The organism is Micromonospora sp. NPDC005215 (assembly GCF_040607915.1).
In the GTDB taxonomy this organism is placed as follows: Bacteria; Actinomycetota; Actinomycetes; order Mycobacteriales; family Micromonosporaceae; genus Micromonospora.
The window spans coordinates 1-18,502 of sequence record NZ_JBEXHQ010000082.1; the positions used below are offsets into that span (position 1 = coordinate 1).

Genomic DNA, 18,502 nt, shown 5'->3' on the forward strand with positions numbered 1-18,502 from the left:
CCGCCCAGGCCCCGGCCGCCCCAAAGGCACACCACGAGGCCCCGCACCACGACACCCAGTAATCAAAAAACCTCAAAAACGTTAAAACGCAAGTAACTATGACCCACAGGTATAGCGCTCGCGGAGGCACATCCGGCCACCGGCCGGAGGGTGACCAACTCACGACCTGTCTTGTCGTGTCGCGATGTATCGCGTTACTGTGCCTCCTGTCAGGCGCGTGTCTGCGCGCCGTCGAGAGGGGGACGCCATGGCCGGATGGACGGTCGAGAGTCCGCAGCGGCTCACAGTGGACGGGCCGGTCACCCGGCTGGACGTCCGCCTGGTCAGCGGGCGGCTCAACGTGGTCGCCGCCGACGGCCCGACCCGGATCGACGTCACCCAGGTCGGTCGCCGGCCGGTCCTGATCGAGCATGCCGACGGCCGGCTCAGCATCCGGCAGGAACGCGGCCGGAGCTGGTCGGACGTCCTGCGGTGGTTCCGGATGATCCACCGTTATCCCCGGGTGGACGTCTCCGTCGCCGTGCCCGCCGACGTCCTCGCCGATCTGGGCCTGGTCGCGGGCTCGGTGGTCGCCTCCGGCCTGCGCCGGCAGACCAGGGTCCACGTCACCGCCGGCCAGATCACCCTGATGGGCCTGCGCGGCAACACCACAGCGCACATCACCTCCGGCCCGCTGGAGGCGCTCGGCGTTCGCGGTGACCTCACCCTGGAGACGGTCTCCGGGGAGGTGATCCTCGCCGACAGCGCCGCCGACCGGGTGCGGGCGCAGACCGTCTCCGGTGCCATCACCTGTGACCTGGACAATCCTCGGCGCAGCGAGATCCAACTGACCACGGTGTCGGGCAGCATCACCGTCCGGGTCCGCGAGGACAGCGACCTCGCCGTCCAGCTACAGACCGCCGCCGGCCGGATCACCAGCGGCTTCCCGCAGGTGCGCGCCTCGACGTTCCCACAGTCCAACTGTGCGGGAGTGATCGGCGCCGGCAACGGTAAGCTCTGGGCTTCCGCGACCTCGGGGAGCATCGCCCTGCTCGCCCGAGCTGTCGACCACGATGGGGAGGAGCTGCCGTGACCGCCGTGTTCAGCCACGGGCGGCTCCGGCTCTACCTGCTCAAGCTGCTCGACGACGGTCCGAAGCACGGCTACGAGCTGATCCGCCTGCTGGAGGACCGTTTCCTCGGGCTCTACGCGCCCAGCGCCGGCACCATCTACCCCCGCCTGCAACGGCTCGAGGTCGAGGGTCTGGTCAGCCACACCGCCGCCGGCGGCCGCAAGACGTACGACATCACCGACGCCGGCCGTGCGGAGCTGCGCCAGCGCGCCGGCGAGTTGGCGGCACTCGAGGCGGACATCGCGGCCTCGGTGGCGGACCTCTCCACCCTGGCTGGCGAGATCCGCAGCGAGGTACGAGGCTCGGTTCGCGACCTCAAGCGGGAGTTGAGCGAGGCCACCCGGCAGACCCGGCGCACCCGGTGGGACGCGCCGGTGCCGCCGCCCCGGCCGACGTCGACCGCCGGGCCGCAGGCTGAGCTGCTCGACGAACTCGACAAGCGGCTGCACGCGTTCAGCGCCGAGGTGGGCCGGTTGACGCGCGCCCGGCAGTTCAGCGACACCCAGCTGCGTACCGCGATCCGGCTGCTCGACGGCGCCCTGGACGGGCTGCGCCGCCTGCTGCGCTGACCGGTCGCCGAACGGCTGTGACTCACAGGTTTTTTCCAGGAAGCGTCCAGCGCCGACGCAGTGATGTCACCGATGATGGGCGCATGCCCGCTACCCAGACCGAGGCGCGACTTCTCGTCGTCGAGGACGACCCCAACATCCTCGAACTGCTCTCCGCGAGCCTGCGCTTCGCGGGTTTCGACGTGGCCACCGCGACCAGTGGGAGCGCGGCGCTCAACGCTGCCAAGGACCACCGGCCCGACCTGGTGGTGCTCGACGTCATGCTGCCGGACCTGGACGGCTTCGAGGTCATCCGGATGCTGCGCGAAGGCGGCACACGTACCCCGGTGGTCTTCCTGACCGCTCGGGACGCCACCGACGACAAGATCCGTGGGCTGACCCTGGGTGGCGACGACTACGTCACCAAGCCCTTCAGCCTGGAGGAGCTGACCGCCCGGATCCGGGCCGTGCTGCGCCGCACCACGACCGGCGGGCAGGCGCCCTCCCGGCTCACCTTCGCCGACCTGGAGTTGGACGAGGAGACCCACGAGGTGCACCGGGCCGGCCAGCGCGTGCAGCTCTCGCCGACCGAGTTCAAGCTGCTGCGCTACCTGATGCTCAACGCCAACCGGGTGCTGTCCAAGGCGCAGATCCTCGACCACGTCTGGAACTACGACTTCCGTGGTGACGACAACATCGTCGAGTCCTACATCTCCTACCTGCGGCGCAAGGTCGACACCACCCAGCCACGGCTGATCCACACCCTCCGTGGCGTCGGGTACGTCCTGCGCAAGCCTGCGGCGTGAACGCGGTCCAGCAGGCGAAGGGACGGCTGCGGGGCGTACCGCTGCGGGTCAAGCTGGTGACCGCGGTGCTGCTGCTCGTCGCCGCCGCGCTGCTGGTGATCAGTTCGCTCACCACTGTCTTCCTGCGCAGCTACCTGGTCACCCAGGTCGACACCGAGTTGAGTGCCTCGGCACGCAGCATCGACAAGGTCGTCGCCGCCCAGCAGGGCAGTGTGGGCTTTCCGACCGACTACCTGTTGGCGGTCATCGACCCGAGAACCGGCCGGGAAGTGATCTACGACGACAAGCGTTTCGTGCTGGGTGACCTGCCACCATTCCCGTCGGACGCCGCCGGCTTCGAGAAGCTGGAGGGCAAACCCTTCACCGTCCGGGCCCGGGACAGCAAGGTGCGCTGGCGGATGCTCTACACCCAGCTGCCCAACGGTCAGCCCCTGGCCATCGGTCAGCACCTCACCGACGTCGACCTGGCGGTGAAGCGGCTGGTCTGGATCGACCTGCTGGTCGGTGGCGCGGTGCTGATCATGCTGGCCTCGGTGGGCGCGGCGATCGTCCGGACCAGCCTCAAACCGCTTGTGGAGATCGAACGAACGGCCGCCGCCATCGCCGGCGGCGACCTGAGCCGGCGCGTGCCCGACCCGGAGGAGGGGCAGGCCGAGCCGACCTCCGAACTGGGCCGCCTCTCCCGCGCGCTGAACGCGATGCTCGCCCAGATCGAGGCGGCGTTCACCGCCAGAGCCGCCTCGGAGATGTCGGCGCGTTCGGCGGAGAGCTCCGCCCGGGACGCCGCCTACGCCGCTCAGGCGTCCGAGGCGCGGGCCATTCGCTCCGAGGAACGGATGCGGCGGTTCGTCGCGGACGCCTCGCACGAACTACGGACCCCGCTGACCACCATCCGCGGTTTCGCCGAGCTGTACCGGCAGGGCGCGGCCCGGGAGCCGGAGCAGACCGCCGGCCTGCTGCGCCGCATCGAGGACGAGGCGGCCCGGATGGGGCTGCTGGTGGAGGACCTGCTGCTGCTCGCCCGGCTGGACCGGGAACGGCCACTCGCGCTGACTCCGGTGGAGTTGCCGGTGCTCGCCTCCGACGCGGTGCAGGCCGCCCGCGTCATCGCCCCGGACCGCCGGATCGAGTTGGACATCGAGCCCGGGTCGGGTCCACTCGTCGTCTCCGCCGACGACGCGCGGTTGCGTCAGGTGATCGGCAACCTGGTCACCAACGCGCTCACCCACACCCCACCGGACGCCGAGATCCGGGTGCGGTTGCGGGCCGAACCGGGGGACCGCGCCGTCATCGAGGTGGTCGACAGCGGTCCGGGCCTGTCACCGGAGCAGGCGGAACGGGTCTTCGAGCGGTTCTACCGGGCCGACGCGGCGCGGACGCGGCGGGCCGACGGAAATACCGGCACCGGCCTTGGCCTGGCGATCGTGGCGGCGCTTGTCGCCGCGCACGGCGGCTCGGTCGAGGTGGCCCAGACACCCGGCGGTGGGGCCACCTTCCGGGTTCGGCTGCCGCTGCTGCCACACATCGAGGACGTCGGCGAGTGACTTTCAGCCAACTTCCAGGACGGTTCCAGGTTGATTGCAGTGCCGAGGGAGAAGGTAGTGCCATGACCGAGTACGAGTCCGACCCGCAGCGCCGGCCGGCCCCCACCGACGCCGAGCCGTCGCACCCCACCGCCGAGCTGCCACGCGACGAGCGCGCGCAGTCCGACTCCCCGACCACTCCCGTCCAGGTCGTTCCGACAACTGGTGACGCGCACGCCACCGGTGACACCCAGACCACCGCGGCCACCGAAGCCGTACCCGCCTCCTACGGCGAGCAGCCGGCCAGCACGCCGCCGGCCACCGCACAGCCGACCGGGTACGAGCCGCCGGCCGCCACCCCCTCCGCGCCGCCGTACCCGGTCTCCGGCTACCCGGCAGCCGGCCAGCCCGGTTACCCGGCGCCCGGCCAGCCCGGTTACCCGGCATCCGGCCAGCCCGGCTACCCGGCGCCCGGCCAACCCGGCTACCCGCAGCCGAACGCCGGCCGGTACCCCGGCGCCCCGTGGTACGCGGGTCAGCAGTCCGGCTGGGCCGGCGGGGGACAGCCGGGCATGGCGTACCCGCCACAGCAGCAGCACGCCCAGCATCCGCAACACCCCGGGCAGCACGCCCAGCACCCCGGGCAGCACCCGGGTCAGCCGGTCCCGCCGTGGGGTCCGCAGGTCGCGCCGCCCGGTAGTGGTCCCCGGCCGGGCCGGATCGCCAAGTTCGCCGGTGCCGGCGTCGCGGTGTTCGCGCTGATGCTCGGCTCCGGCGTGGCCGGTGGGGCGCTCGCCCTCGCGCTCGACGGCGACGGCGGCGGCGTCACCCGCACCTACACCGCGGCACCGGTGCTCAACAGCGCCGATCTGCCGAAGATCGCCGCGTCCGTGCAGGACAGCGTCGTCTCGATCACCACCGGCAGCGGCGAGGGCTCGGGGGTGGTGCTCACCGCCGACGGCTACGTGCTCACCAACAACCACGTGGTCGCCTCCGCCGACGGTGACACCGTCCAGGTGGTCTTCGCCGACGGCACGAAGGCGCCGGCGAAGATCATTGGCACCGACCCGAAGACCGACCTGGCCGTGGTCAAGGCCGACGGGGTCAGCGACCTCAAGCCGGCCAAGTTCGGCGACAGCGACGCCATGCAGGTCGGCGACCAGGTGCTCGCCCTGGGCAGCCCGCTCGGCCTGCAGGGTTCGGTGACCTCGGGCATCCTCAGCGCCCGGGACCGCACCATCCGGGCCGGCGACGGCCAGCAGCAGGACCCGACCCAGCAGAGCCAGCCCGTCAGCTCGATCTCCGGTCTGCTCCAGACCGACGCGCCGATCAACCCGGGCAACTCCGGCGGCGCGCTTGTCAACACCCGGGGTGAGGTGATCGGCGTCAACACCGCCATCGCGACCTCCGGGCAGAGCACCGGCAACATCGGGGTCGGATTCGCCATCCCCAGCAACAAGGCCAAGGACGTCGCCGGCAAGCTCCAGCGCGGCGAGAAGGTCAGCCACCCGTCGCTCGGCGTGGGCGTCAACCAGGCCGAGGGCGGCGGCGCGCTCGTCGCCTCGGTCGCCCCGGGCAGCCCGGCCGAGAAGGCCGGCCTCCAGCAGGGCGACGTCGTCACCCGGTTCGGCGACAAGCCAATCAACGACTCGGACGACCTGGTCGGCGCGGTGCAGGCCGGCAAGGTCGGCGACCGGGTCGAGGTGCAGTTCAAGCGGAACGGCACCGAGAAGTCGGTGTCCGTGACGCTCGCCGAGACGTCCTGACAGATATCTGAACCTGCTTCCTTCCTCCGGCGGCGGGTGGCGGGGCCGAGGGGGTCGGCTCCGCCACCCGCCGCTCTTTTCCACCAGGACGGCGGTTCACCCGGATCGGGTGAACCGCCGTCACCCTGCTGCGCGGCAGTTTTCGGTGAGCGGGTCTCGGCGACCGAAAGCGGGGGTGGGTGCCATGACCGAGGTGGTGGACGTCCGCGACGACCAGCGGATCCAACGCGACGTCCTGGCGGAGTTGGCCTGGGACGCCCAACTGCAACCGAACGAGATCGGCGTGACCGTCGACCAGGGCGTGGTCACCCTGACCGGGTTCGTGGACGGTGCCGCCCGCGGTTGGGCCGCGACCCGGTGTGCCCAGCGGGTTCGCGGCGTACGGGCGGTGGCCGGCGAGATCGAGGTGCGGCTGCCCGGCACTCCGGGGCGTACCGACGCCGAGCTTGCCATCGCGGTCTCCCGTGCCCTGGAGTGGGACAGCTTCGTGCCCGCCGAACGGCTCGACGTGACAGTGGCCAACGGCTGGCTGATGCTGCGCGGTGCTGTCGAGTTCGGGTGGCAGCGGCGGGCCGCCGAGGGGGAGGTGCGCCGGCTCGACGGTGTCCGGGGAATCACCAACCTGATCGAGGTACGACCGCTGGCCCCGCCGGTCGCTGATCGACTGCGTCGGGACGTCCAGCGGGCGCTGGCTCGCACGATCGGTGCCGATCGGGTGACCGTCGAGGTGGACGGCGACACGCTGGTCCTCGCCGGGGTGGTCCGCTCCTGGTGGGAACGCGACCAGGTCGAGCGGGTCGCCTGGTGCGCGCCGGGAGTGCGGGTGGTGCACGACCAACTCCTGGTCGGCGGGTGAGCGTCCGTCTTGTCCGGTTTACCCGGGACGCCACCGGGAACCCGCCGCCGACCGCGCCGGTCGGCGGTAACGCCGTACCGGGGATCAACGGGGAGGACTCGTGGCCGTGAACCACCCGCCTGCGGGCCGCCCTCCGGAGCGGCCGCTGCGCATCGCGATGGTGGTTCCGCCCTGGTTGTCCGTGCCGCCACCCGGTTACGGCGGCCTTGAGCAGGTCGTCGCCGCCCTGGTGGACGCGTTGAGCAGCCACGGACACGCGGTGACCCTGTTCGGCGCCGGCAGCCACCACGGCACCGATGCTGGCGGCTTCGTCTCGACCGTGTCCGAGGTCCAGTACGAGCGGCTCGGCGAGTCCTTGCCCGAGCTGGCCCACCTGGCCCGGGTGAACCGGCTGATCATGGCGGCCGACTTCGACGTGATCCACGACCACACCACGATCGGCCCGCTGGTCGCCGGCCGCCGGGCCGTGCCGACGGTCGCGACAGTGCACGGCAACCCCGTGGGGGAGTACGGCGATGTGCTCAGCGACATCGACTCGGGCATCGCCCTGGTGGCGATCTCGCACGCCCAGCGTCGGCTGAACCCGAACCTGCCCTGGGCCGGCACTGTGCACAACGCGCTGGACATCCGCGGTTTCCCGCGCAAGACCGCGCCCGGCAGGGGGCCGGTGCTGTGGCTGGCCCGGTTCAGCCCGGACAAGGGTCCCGACGTCGCCATCCAGGCGTGCCGGGAGGCCGGGTTGCCCCTGCTGCTCGCCGGGAAGTGCAACGAGCCGGCCGAGCGCCGCTACTACGAGCAGGTCGTCGCCCCGCTTGTCGACGAGAACGTGACAGTCGTGCTCAACGCCGACCGCGCGGCGACGCTGCGGATGCTCGTCGACGCCCGTTGCCTGATCATGCCGATCCAGTGGGATGAGCCGTTCGGCATGGTCATGTTGGAGGCGATGGCGACCGGGACACCGGTGGTCGCGCTCAACCGGGGTGCGGTGCCGGAGCTGGTCCGGCCCGGGGTGACCGGGCTGGTCTGTGCGCACCCGGAGGAGCTGCCCGCGGCCCTGCGCGCAGCGGAGCAGCTCGACCCGGAGGACTGCGTGGCACACGTCGCGCGGAACTTCTCGGTCGAGCGGATGGCGTACGACTACGCGGAGATCTACCGGCGCTTCGCCACCGGCGGGCACGACGTGCGCGAGGCGGCCCGGGTCTCGGCCCGCTGACTCTGCCCGCCGCGTCGTGCGGTCAGACCCGGGCCACGCCCAGCTCGGCGATGGCGGCGTCGAGTTGCTTCGCGTACGCCGGACTGATGCCACCCTCGCCGAGGCGGACCGCGACCTTCTCGCGCAGCCGGGCCACCGGTGGTGCCAACTCGTCGCGGCCGGAGCTGACCGCGGCGGTCAGGTTGCGTAGCTCGTTGCGCAGGTCGAGGCCGACGTCGCTGCGGATCTCGCCGGCGCTCAGCCCGGCCGCGATCAGCTCGTCGACCCGGTTGGCGGCCTCGACGAGGGTGACCGGATCCGAGGTGGGCGGCCGGGTCCCCGGCCCCGTTGGCGGTGCCGTCGTCGGCTCCGGCGGCGCGGCGGCCGGCGGGGCGGACGACGGAGTCGTCACCGGGCCGGCCGAGGGCTGCGCCCGCCGGGTGGGCTGCTGATCGGGCAGCAGGGCCACGCCGACCAGCGCCACCGCGATCACCAGGACCACGGGCACCAGCAGCAGCGCCAGTCGCCGTCGCGTCCAGCGCGACCCTGCGGCCGTCTCGCCGGCGGCCGTCTCTCCGTTCGCCGCCGGAACGGTTACGAGCCGCGGTGGCAGGGGCTCGGCGGGCATCCGGACGGTCGTGGGTGGTGGGTCCGCCGGCACCGACTGGTCGCGAAGCGTGTTGGCGACCTGTCGGGCGGTCGGCCGGTCCGCCGGGTTCCGGGCGAGGCTGCGCAGGCAGATCCGGGCCACCGCCGGGGGCAGCTCCGGCAGTTCGGCCAGCGTCGGCGCCGGACCGCTGGCCAGCGCGGCGCTGAGCTCCTCCCAGGTCTCCGCCGGATACGGAACCCGGCCGGTGAGTGCCTCGTGCAGCAGTACGCCGAGCGAGTACACGTCGGTGGACGGCTGGGCCGGTGCGCCGTCGAGCCGTTCCGGGGCGACGTACGCGGGAGTTCCGAAGGTGCCGCCGTCCTCGTCCTCGTCGGGCGCGCCGATCCGGGTGGCGATGCCGAAGTCGAGGACCTTGACCCCCGAACCGGTCATCATCACGTTGGCCGGAGTGATGTCGCGGTGCACGATGCCGAGCCGGTGCGCGGCGGCCAGCGCATCCGCGACCTGCGCGCCCACCTGGACCGCCTCGGCCCACGGCAACGGCCCCTCGGTGAGTCGCAGCTCCAACTCCTCGCCGCTGAGCAGCTCCATCACCACGAACGAGGTGATCGAGCCGTCCGGGGCGACCGTCTCGCCGTAGTCGTGCACCGAGGTCACGTGGGGGTGCACCAACTGGGCGGCGGCCCGAGCCTCCTCCCGCACCATGCCCCGGAATCGCGCGTCGGCGGCCAGCGAAGGGGCGAGCACCTTGAGCGCGACGACCCGGTCCAGCACCTCGTCGCGGGCACGCCAGATCACGGACATACCGCCGGCGCCGATCTGGTCGAGAAGTCGGTATCTGCCGGCCAGCAACCGGCCCGGATGCAGTGCTGCCTTCACCGATCGCACCTGCCTCAGGGGTGGGAGCGGTATCAGGTTGCGCGAATGCGTTCGGCCTGTCAACGCCGTCACCGGCTCCGGTCGCCGGGCGGTGTCCGGCGTGCGCCGACCGCCCGGCGACGGCGGCTGGCCGGTCGGCTGCGGGCCCGTGCCAGGATGAGGGCATGGCGGCGGGACCGGTGGCGTTCGTGCTCGGCGGCGGGGGAGTGCTCGGCGCGGTCGAGGTGGGCATGCTGCGCGCGCTCTTCCGCGCCGGCATCCAGCCCGACATGGTGCTCGGCACCTCGATCGGGGCGGTGAACGGCGCGCTTGTCGCCGCCGACCCGTCGGAGGCGGTGACCGACCGGCTGGTCCGGCTCTGGGCCTCCCCGGAGGCGAGCGAGGTGTACGGCGACTCGGTCGCCCGGCAGTTGCGTCGCTTCGCCGCCCGTACCCACCTGCACTCGCCCCGGCCGCTGCGCCGCCTGCTCGAAACCGAGCTGGGGGTGGACACCACCTTCGCCGACCTGCGGGTGCCGTTCCGCTGCTGCGCCGCGCACATCGAGCGGGCCGCCGAGCACTGGTTCGACAGTGGTCCGGTGGTGCCGGCGGTGCTGGCGTCGGCCTCGGTGCCGGGCCTGCTACCGCCCATGGAGATCGACGGCGCGCACTACGTGGACGGCGGCATCGTCAACTCCATCCCGATCGGCGAGGCGGTGGCCGTTGGCGCCCGCCGGATCTACGTCCTCCAGGTGGGCCGGATCGAACGCGAGCTGACGCCGCCCCGACGACCGTGGGAGATCGCGCAGGTAGCGTTCGAGATCTCCCGCCGGCACCGCTTCTTCCGGGAGATGGCCGCGCTGCCCGAGGGGGTGGAGGTGCACGTCCTGCCGACCGGAGGGCTGAACCCACGAGACGACACCCCGTGGGCGTATCGGGACATGGCCGCGGTGGGGCGGCGGATCAGCCGGGCGTACACCGCCTCCCGGCGCTACCTCGCCACCCACGCGGAGCGGTGATGCCGTTACCCCCCAGGTGGCTACGCCGGTTGCTGTTCGCCCCCGCCGTGGTAGTGCTCGCCTTCGTCGTGGTCACCACGTTGCCGGTCTGGGCGCTCCTCGCCGCGGCCGGATCGCCGCTGGTCCCAGGTCGGTTGCGCCCGCTGCGGCTGCTCTGGATCGGCTGCGTCTACCTGGTCTGGAACGCCGCCGCGCTGCTCGCGCTCTTCGTGCTGTGGGTCGCCTCCGGCTTCGGCTGGCGGGTCCGGTCCCCGGCCTTCCAGCGCGCACACTACGTGCTGGCCGGCTGGTTCCTGCGGGTGCTGTTCTGGCAGGCCCGATGGACACTGCGGTTGCGTATCGACGTGGTGGGCACCGACCCGGACACCGCGCTGCCCGGCCGGCCCGAGCTGGTGCTCTGCCGGCACGCCGGACCGGGCGACTCGTTCATCCTGATCCACGGCCTGGTCAACTGGTTCAACCGGGAGCCACGGATCGTCCTGAAGGACAGCCTCCAGTGGGACCCGGCGATCGATGTGCTGCTCAACCGGCTGCCCAACCGCTTCATCGCGCCGACGCCGGAGCGCGGCGAGGAGACGGTACGCCAGGTCGGGCACCTGGCCGCGGGCCTGGACGACAACGACGCGTTCGTCATCTTTCCCGAGGGCGGCAACTTCACCCCCAAGCGGCGACTGCGCGCCATCGCCCGGCTGCGTTCCCTCGGCCTGGAACGGATGGCCCTGCGCGCCGAGCGGATGCGCCACGTCCTCGCCCCGCAGCCCGGCGGGGTGCTCGCCGCGCTGGACGCCGCCCCGGACGCCGGGGTCATCTTCGTCGCCCACACCGGACTGGACCGGATGCTCACCGTCGCCGATGTGTGGCGGGAACTGCCGATGGACAAGCAGATCGTGATGCGGTTCTGGTCGGTGCCGCCGGAGGAGGTGCCGGCCGGCCGGCAGCAACGCATCGACTGGCTGTTCGACTGGTGGGCACGGATCGACGAGTGGATCGCGGCCAATCGATGAGCGTGCGCAGCGCGGGCCTCGCGGCGGCGAACGAAAAGCCGGCTCGAAGGGGTGGTGCCGCGTAGGGTGCGGGCGTGGATCAGATCTGCGTGGTGACGACGGTCGTGGATGCGCGTTCGGTTGCCGACGTGCTGGCGGCCGCGGCCGTTGCCGGCCGGCTCGCCGCCTGTGCCCAGGTGGGCGGTCAGGTGGACAGCACCTACTGGTGGCGGTCCGGAGTGGAGACCAGCTCCGAGTGGTCGGTGCAGTTCAAGACCGCACCGGACCGGTTGGCCGCGTTGGTGGACCAGATCCGGGTCAGCCATCCGTACGAGGTACCGGAGATCCTGGTGTCCAGGGTGGACAGCGGCCATCCCGCGTATGCGACCTGGGTATACGAGCACACCCGACCCTGAGTACGCGGACTCTGGGTCGCGCCCCGGTCGGCTCCCGATGATGACCGGGTGGATGACACCCGCTATCCCTGCCCGGCCTGTGGCGCCCCGGCCGACCTGAGTACCGGCTGCACCGGCTGCCGGCGTGCGCCCGATCCGATCGCCGCCGAGGTGTTCCGGTTGGGCCGCGAGGTCGCCCAGCTTGAGCCCGAGGTGGACCGGGCCCGCCGCACGTACACCGAGCTGGCCGGTCGCCTGTCGGCCACGTCGCGGCGGCGGGCCGAGCTGGCGGCGGTCGTCCGCGCGGGGCTGGCGGCGTCCGCCGTGGCACGTTCGGTGCCTGCCGGTGGCCCGGCCCCGGTTGCCACGGCTGGTGCGGCACCGGGTGCGGCGGAGACGTCCACCCGGACGGTCCAGGGTCTGCTCTTCGTCCTCGGTGGACTGCTGCTGGGCACTGCTGCGGTGGTGTTCACCGCGGTGGCCTGGGCGTCGGTGGGGGTCGGTGGGCGGGCGTTGATCCTGGCCGCGTTCACCGCGCTCATGCTGGCCGTACCGCTGCTGGCCGTGCGGCGGGGACTGCGGGGCACGGCGGAGACGTTCGCCGCGGTCGGGTTGCTGTTGGTGGTGCTGGACGGGTACGCGGCCTGGTCGGTGGACCTGGCCGGGGTGGCCGGCTGGCCGGGTAGCCGGTACGCCGCGCTGGTCGGGGGGGCCAGCGCGGCGGTCGCCGTGGCGTACGGCCGGTGGAGCGGGTTGACCGGGCCGTGGTTCGCCGCCCTGCTTGCCGCCCAGCCGGTGGTGCCGCTGCTCGCCGTCGCGGCCGAACCAGGCCCGACCGGTTGGACGCTGGTCCTGCTCGCGGTGGCGCTGGGAAACCTGGGGGTGCTGGTCAGGCTGCGCGGCCAAGCCGGGACGGCGCAGCTCGGCGGCCGGGTGGTGGCGGGGGCCGCGCTCGTCGGCGCGCTCGTCGGCGCCGCTGCCGCTGCCCTGACGCCGTTGGCCCTCGGGCGGGTGGGTGGTTCGCCACTGCTGGCGGGGTTGCCGCTGGTGTTGGTCACGCTGACCGGTCTCGGTGCGGCCTGGATTCTCGGCGAGCGGGCGCTGCGGGCGGCGGCCGCCGGGCTGCTGGTGCCGGTACTCGCGGTCGCCCTGCTCCGCCCGGTGGCGGAGCTGTGGCCGTCGATGCTGCCGCTCGCGGCGGCGATGGTGGCGCTCGGGCTGGCCGTCGCGGTGCGCAGCCTGCCGGCCACGACCGAAGATGGGGCGGCCGACGTCGGCGGTTGGCGGATCGGCCCACGCACCGGCGCGATGCTGGTCGCGGGGGGCACGGCGCAGGTGGCCGTACTGGCCACCGCCGCGTTGGCGCTCGCCACCGTGGGTCGCTCGCTGCCACCGTGGCGCGGGGCGGAGACGGGACCGGGCCTGCACTGGGGCTGGCAGTTGGCACCGGTCGTGGCGGTGGCGGTCGCCGCGACGGTGCTGCTGCTGCCCCGGCGGGCGCGAACGGTGCTCGCCACGGCCGGCGCGGTGGCGGTGCTGCTCGCCCTGCCCGCCGGCTGGGCGGCCTCCTGGCCGGCGGTGGTGGCCGTCGACCTGGTCGGCGGGGTGGCGCTGCTGCTCGCCGTGCTGGCCCTTCCGGCGACCCGTTCGGCCGTCCTGCTCACCTGCGCGCTGGGCGGTGCCGTCCTGCTCGGACACGGGCTGCTGGTCGCGCTGGCTGCCCCGGCCGGCGTCCTGGTGGCACTCGGCGTCGTCGTCCTGGTCGGGCTGGCGCTGGCCGTCCGGCGGGGCACCGGGGCGTACCGGTGGGTGGCCGGTGTGGGTCTGCTGGTCGCGCAGCTCGCGCTGCCCGGGATCGTCGTGGTGGCGCTGTTCGCCGGTGGCGCGCCGCCGTGGTGGCAGGCCCGGCTCGCGCTGATGGCCGCCGGGCTCGCGCTGGTCGCGGTGCTCGTGGCGCGTCGTCACCGGGCGGAGCTGATCGGGTACGCGGTGACCGGTGCCGTGGTCGCCGTGACCGTACCCGGCCTCGCGCCGCTGGTGGTGGCCGGCAACGAGCCGATCGCCCTGTACGCCGCACTGGCGGCGCTGGGTGTGGCGCTCGTCGTCCGCTGGGATCGACCGGAGGCCGTCGCCCACCAGCCGGCCTGGTCGAGCGCTTCGCCGGTCGGGGGTGCGGCGGTCGGGGGTGCGGCGGTCGGGGGTGCGGCGGTCGGGGGTGCGGCGGTCGGGGGTGCGGCGGTCGGGGGTGCGGCGGTCGGGGGGTCGGCGGTCGGGAGTGCGGCGGTCGGGGGGTCGGCGGTTGGGGGGTCGCCGGTTGGGGGGTCGCCGGTTGGGGGGCCGGCGGTCGGAGGATCGGCGGTGGTTGGGGGGCCGCCGGCGATCCTCCGGTCGGGTCCGGTGCTGGCGGTGGGTGGCGCGCTGGCGGTGGTCGCTGTCCTGGCGGCCCTGCCGAGGGTGGTGGCCGCACTCGTGTCGCCGTACGACGGTCCGGCGGGGCTCTGGTCGGGAGTGCCCACGGTCGTCGCGGATCCGGCGGCGCTGCCCGTCGGGTTGGCGTTGGTCGTGCTGGCGGTGGCCGTCGTGCTCGCCGGTCGGCGGCAGGCTGGCCGGCCGGCGCTGCCCGCGCTGGCGTTCACCGACGTGGCGCTGCCCGCGCTGCCGTTCGCGGCTGCGGCGCTGCCGGTGCTGCTCGTCGCGGCCGGCGCGCCGTGGCCGGTGCTGCCCGCCGCGGTGCTGCTCGCCGGGTTGGCGGCGGTGCTGCTCGCCGCGTTGGCCGTGCCCCGCCCGACGCTCGCGCCGATCGCGGTACCCCTGGGTGTGGTACTGACCGCCTCCGGGGTGGTGGGGCTGCTGGCCACCCGGGCCGGGTCGCTCGCTGCCGAGGCGGCGCTGCTGGTCGCGGCGGTGATCGCCGCCACCGGGGGACGCAAGGCCGAGGTGCGTGTCGCCGGTTGCCTCGCGGCGGTGGGTGCGGCGTCCGCGCTGGCGGTGACCGCCGTACTGGCCGCCGGGCTGCCGGTGCGGGCGGCCGCGTACCCGCTGTTGGCGGTGGCCGCGCTGACGCTGGCCGTCGCCGCCGCCGCCACGCCGACGCGGGCGTTGGTCGGTCGGGTGCTGGACGCTGCCGCGCAGGCGGTGGCGCTGGTGGCGGCGGTGTTCGCCGTCGACGTGGCGCGGCACCTCGCCACCGTCTGCGTGCTCTGGGGCGTGGCCGTCGCGCTGCGGCTGCTGCGCCGGGGCGAGTCGGTCGGCCGGCGGTGGGTGTTCGCCGGCATCGCCGCCGGCAGCGAGCTGCTCGGCGGGTGGGTGCTGTTGGCCGCCGGCGGGGTGACGGTGCTGGAGGCGTACACCCTGCCGGCCTCGGCGCTCGCCCTCGGCGCGGGTCTGCTGGCGCTGCGCACCCGGCCGGGGCTGACCAGTTGGCCGGCCCTCGGCCCGGGGCTGGTCGCGGCGCTGCTCCCGAGTCTCGTGTCGGTGCTGGCCGGGGCGGACCCGCAGCCGTGGCGGCGACTGCTCCTCGGCGCGGCGGCCCTGGGCGCGGTCCTTGTCGGCGCGACCCGCCGATGGCAGGCGCCGGTGCTGCTCGGCGGCGGCGTGCTGGCGCTGTTGGCGTTGCACGAGGTGGCCCGAGGGTGGGACCTGCTGCCCCGGTGGATCTACCTCGGTGTGGGCGGGCTGGCGCTGGTCGGGCTGGCCGCGACCTACGAGCGGCGGCGGCGTGACCTGGCTCGGTTGCGGGCCACGGTGGCTCGGCTGGGTTGAGCCGCATCGATCGGGGGTAGTGCTCGCCCTACCCCCGATTCGGGGGTTGCCAGGGTTACTCAGCGCTACTGCTGACGAGAGACTTGAGAATAAGCCCGAGCCACCCCGGTTCAGGCACAGCGAAGCGGGAGCAGCAATGGCGCTCGGAGCGGTGGCGGAACCGCCGGTACGACGGCGAGGCAGTGACTACGCACAGTTGTCTCGGCGGATCAGCCAGGCGGGCCTGCTGGAGCGGCGCCCCGGTTGGTACGTCACCCGCATCGCGCTCACCCTCGGCGCCTTCGTGGCCGGCTGGATCGCCGTGTTCCTGCTCGGCGACTCCTGGTGGCAGTTGCCGCTCGCGGCGTTGCTGGCGGTGGCCACCACGCAGGTCGCGTTCCTCGGTCACGACGCCGGACACCGGCAGATGTTCCGGCGGAGGGGTCCCAGCGAGTTGGTCGGGTTGCTCGCCGGCAACCTGGCGGTGGGGCTCAGCTACGGCTGGTGGGTCGACAAGCACAACCGGCACCACGCCAACCCGAACCACGAGGACGAGGACCCGGACGTCGGCGCGGGTGCCCTGGTGTGGACGCCCGAGCAGGCGCTGGAGACCCGGGGGTTCGGCCGTTGGATGGCTCAGCGGCAGGCGTACTTCTTCTTCCCGATGCTGCTCCTGGAGGGTCTGAGCCTGCACGTGGCGAGCATCCGGGCGATCGTCGGCCGGGAGGACGGCAGGTACGCCGTACCGATGCGACACCGGGCGGTCGAGGCGGTGCTGCTCGTCGTGCACACCGTCGGTTACGTGGCGCTGCTGTTGGCGGTCATGTCCCCGGTCAAGGCACTGCTCTTCGCGGTCGTGCACCAGGCGCTGTGGGGTCTCTACATGGGCTGCGCGTTCGCGCCGAACCACAAGGGCATGCCGATGCCGACCGCCGAGGACGAGCTGGACTTCCTGCGTAAGCAGGTGTTGACCTCTCGCAACGTGCGGGGCAGCCGACTGGTGGACACCGCGCTCGGCGGTCTCAACTACCAGATCGAGCACCACCTGTTCCCGAACATGCCCCGCGCCAACCTGCGTCGGGCCCAGCCGATCGTCCGGGCCTACTGCGTCGAGCAGGGCATCCCGTACGCCGAGACCGGGCTGGTCGAGTCGTACCGGCAGGCGCTTGGTCACCTGCACGACGTAGGTCGGCCGCTGCGCGGCTGACCAGGTGCGGCGGACACGAGGTTTGATCGGTGGGGCGGCATCTGATGATGCCGCCCCACCGTCGCGTCCGGGCAGGTTGATCGTGACGGTGGGCTGGCCTCTGGTGGCACGGTGGCGTGTCCGGCTCGTCGGACGCGTCACCGGTAGGGTCTGCTCATGGCAGACCTGCTCACCGCGAACGCGGTGCGAGAAGAGCTGGACCGGTTGCCCGACTGGTCGGGCGACCCGACCGGCATCGGTCGTACGGCCCAGCTCGGCAGTTTCCCGGCGGCCATCGCGGTGGTGGACCGGGTGGCGACGGTGGCCGAGGAACTCGACCACCATCCCGACATCGACATTCGATGGCGGACCCTGACCTTCCGCTGTGTCACGCACTCGGCCGGTGGGGTCACCCACCGGGACATCGAGCTGGCCCGGCGGATCGACGACATCGTCCGGAGTGCGGCATGAGATTCGAGATCAGCAAGGTGCTGGACGCCATCGAGGGACGGGTCTGCACCGACCCGTCGCTGGCCCGAGCGGTGATCGACCTGGCCGAGGTGATCCGCTACCAGGACATCGACGGCGGTCGGCCGGCCAGCCTGCTGCGCCTCGGCATGGTCATCGACGCGCTCTCCCGCGAGTTGGAGGAGGACAGCGTCCAGGTCTACGCGGTGGTGCACCGGGCGCTGCTCTCCGACGCCGACCTGACCTCCAACGAGCGGATGGTGGTGCGCCGCTGGGCCGACGACGGGCTTGTCGAGGTGCTCGACAATCCGGGCGACCGGATGTTGGAGGTGGCCGACCTGCTCGGGTTGCCGGTGCTCAGCCGGGTCCGCTTCGACGGGCTGCGCGGGCGGTTCCCGTGGCTGGTCGAGCAGCCCGGTCGCGTGGTGGCCCCGGTGCCAGGCGCCGGCGGGCCGGCGTTCGTCGCGCACGTCGGCGGCGGGCACGCGCCGGTCGCCGGTAAGCGCTCGCCGACCGGGGTCAAGCTGCTGGCCCGGCAGTGGCGCTGCCCGGAGTCGGGGTGCGCGCTGTTCGGCGGCGGTGGCGGGGGCGGCGCGTTCGCCGACCTGGCCGGGGGCGCGGACCGCAGCCCGGCCGCGCAGCCGCCGCCCGCGCTGCGCAACGGTGCGCCGACCTGCCCCCGACACGGCGTACGCCTTGGCGACGGCGGTCCTCGGCCGCGTACCGAGGTGCTCGCGGTACGCGTCGGTGGCCTGGTCCGGCGGCGGTTCGTGCTGAGCGAGGAGCAGCCGCTGGTGGCCGGTCGGGCTCCCGAGCAGGACGGCGGGATCATGCTCGGGCAGTGGCTCAACGACGAGGCCCGGCGGTGGATCAGCCGTGGTCACGTCCAGTTCGAGCTGCGGGTCGGCGAGGTCATCGTGACCGACATCAGCACCAACGGCTCCGGCATCCGCCCGGCCGGCTCGATGACCGAGTCGGACCGTATCCCGCTGGCCCCGCAGCAGTCCCGGGTGCTCGGCGAGAACGACATGGTGGAGCTGTACCCGGGGGTGCAGATCGGCCGGGCCGAGGAACTGCCCACCGGTGCCCCGTTCACCCCCACCTCGGTGATGGCCGAGGCTCCGACGATGGCCATGCGCCTACCCCGCCCCTGACCCCGGCCCGGTGCCCTGACCCCGGCCGGGCGCCCTGGACCCTGACCCCGGCCGGGCGCCCAGGATCCGCCGTGGACCCTGACCCCGGCCGGGGCGCCCAAGATCCGCACATGGACCCTGGCCCCGGCCGGGCGTCCAGGATCCGCCCTGGACCCTGGCCCCGGCCGGGCGTCCAGGATCCGCCGTGGACCCTGGCCCCGGCCGGGCCCCTAAGATCCGCACAAGAACAGGGAAAGTGCTGCCTCGGACGTCATCGAGGCAGCACACGGGGGCGGGACGAGTGGTG

General features: G+C 73.3%; 15 protein-coding genes. 14 read left to right on the plus strand and 1 reads right to left on the minus strand.

All coding sequences use genetic code 11. The features are described 5' to 3' along the window. Window positions 1–247 precede the first annotated feature (247 nt). The 7 genes from ABZU25_RS33370 to ABZU25_RS33400 all read left to right on the plus strand — a co-directional run bounded on the left by ABZU25_RS33370 (window position 248) and on the right by ABZU25_RS33400 (window position 7,823). Complete coding sequence (locus ABZU25_RS33370) at window positions 248–1,072, plus strand: DUF4097 family beta strand repeat-containing protein (protein ID WP_355033345.1); 825 nt, start codon at window positions 248–250, stop codon at window positions 1,070–1,072. After that, the gene (locus ABZU25_RS33375; RefSeq protein WP_355033346.1) at window positions 1,069–1,680 is read left to right on the plus strand and encodes a PadR family transcriptional regulator; all 612 of its coding nucleotides are present in this window, start codon (window positions 1,069–1,071) and stop codon (window positions 1,678–1,680) included. Before ABZU25_RS33370 ends, ABZU25_RS33375 begins: the two co-directional genes overlap by 4 nt. A gap of 83 nt (window positions 1,681–1,763) precedes the next feature. Continuing rightward, window positions 1,764–2,465, plus strand: coding sequence for a response regulator transcription factor (locus ABZU25_RS33380; protein WP_355033347.1), 702 nt, complete (start codon window positions 1,764–1,766; stop codon window positions 2,463–2,465). Next, window positions 2,462–4,009 carry a HAMP domain-containing sensor histidine kinase gene (locus ABZU25_RS33385; protein ID WP_355033348.1) on the plus strand — a complete coding sequence of 516 codons (1,548 nt, stop codon included), beginning with the start codon at window positions 2,462–2,464 and terminating at the stop codon, window positions 4,007–4,009. Before ABZU25_RS33380 ends, ABZU25_RS33385 begins: the two co-directional genes overlap by 4 nt. Window positions 4,010–4,071: 62 nt before the next feature. Continuing rightward, complete coding sequence (locus tag ABZU25_RS33390; protein ID WP_355033349.1) at window positions 4,072–5,754, plus strand: trypsin-like peptidase domain-containing protein; 1,683 nt, start codon at window positions 4,072–4,074, stop codon at window positions 5,752–5,754. 184 nt (window positions 5,755–5,938) lie between these two features. After that, window positions 5,939–6,610 carry a BON domain-containing protein gene (locus tag ABZU25_RS33395; RefSeq protein WP_355033350.1) on the plus strand — a complete coding sequence of 224 codons (672 nt, stop codon included), beginning with the start codon at window positions 5,939–5,941 and terminating at the stop codon, window positions 6,608–6,610. A 157-nt stretch (window positions 6,611–6,767) separates the two neighbouring features. Next, window positions 6,768–7,823, plus strand: coding sequence for a glycosyltransferase family 4 protein (locus tag ABZU25_RS33400; protein WP_355033359.1), 1,056 nt, complete (start codon window positions 6,768–6,770; stop codon window positions 7,821–7,823). Window positions 7,824–7,845: 22 nt separating this feature from the next. On the opposite strand, the gene ABZU25_RS33405 is transcribed toward ABZU25_RS33400, so the two are convergent. Next, window positions 7,846–9,291, minus strand: coding sequence for a serine/threonine-protein kinase (locus ABZU25_RS33405; protein WP_355033351.1), 1,446 nt, complete (start codon window positions 9,289–9,291; stop codon window positions 7,846–7,848). A 164-nt stretch (window positions 9,292–9,455) separates the two neighbouring features. Here ABZU25_RS33405 and ABZU25_RS33410 point away from each other — a divergent pair, with 164 nt between their 5' ends. The 7 genes from ABZU25_RS33410 (at window position 9,456) to ABZU25_RS33440 (ending at window position 18,216) form a co-directional block, all read left to right on the plus strand. Next, window positions 9,456–10,289 (plus strand): patatin-like phospholipase family protein, encoded by an 834-nt coding sequence (locus tag ABZU25_RS33410; RefSeq protein WP_355033352.1) that lies wholly within the window; start codon window positions 9,456–9,458, stop codon window positions 10,287–10,289. After that, on the plus strand, window positions 10,289–11,293 hold the full coding sequence (locus ABZU25_RS33415; RefSeq protein ID WP_355033353.1) for a 1-acyl-sn-glycerol-3-phosphate acyltransferase: 1,005 nt from the start codon (window positions 10,289–10,291) through the stop codon (window positions 11,291–11,293). Before ABZU25_RS33410 ends, ABZU25_RS33415 begins: the two co-directional genes overlap by 1 nt. A gap of 74 nt (window positions 11,294–11,367) precedes the next feature. Continuing rightward, window positions 11,368–11,688 carry a divalent-cation tolerance protein CutA gene (gene cutA / locus ABZU25_RS33420; RefSeq protein ID WP_355033354.1) on the plus strand — a complete coding sequence of 107 codons (321 nt, stop codon included), beginning with the start codon at window positions 11,368–11,370 and terminating at the stop codon, window positions 11,686–11,688. Window positions 11,689–11,736: 48 nt separating this feature from the next. Next, complete coding sequence (locus ABZU25_RS33425; RefSeq protein WP_355033355.1) at window positions 11,737–15,429, plus strand: hypothetical protein; 3,693 nt, start codon at window positions 11,737–11,739, stop codon at window positions 15,427–15,429. 136 nt (window positions 15,430–15,565) lie between these two features. Continuing rightward, on the plus strand, window positions 15,566–16,615 hold the full coding sequence (locus ABZU25_RS33430; RefSeq protein WP_355033356.1) for an acyl-CoA desaturase: 1,050 nt from the start codon (window positions 15,566–15,568) through the stop codon (window positions 16,613–16,615). A gap of 156 nt (window positions 16,616–16,771) precedes the next feature. Next, a complete protein-coding gene (locus ABZU25_RS33435) occupies window positions 16,772–17,065 on the plus strand; it encodes a 4a-hydroxytetrahydrobiopterin dehydratase (RefSeq protein WP_355033357.1) in 294 nt (97 codons plus the stop codon). After that, window positions 17,062–18,216 (plus strand): FHA domain-containing protein, encoded by a 1,155-nt coding sequence (locus ABZU25_RS33440; RefSeq protein WP_355033358.1) that lies wholly within the window; start codon window positions 17,062–17,064, stop codon window positions 18,214–18,216. The genes ABZU25_RS33435 and ABZU25_RS33440 overlap by 4 nt, the downstream gene beginning before the upstream one ends. Window positions 18,217–18,502: the final 286 nt, after the last annotated feature.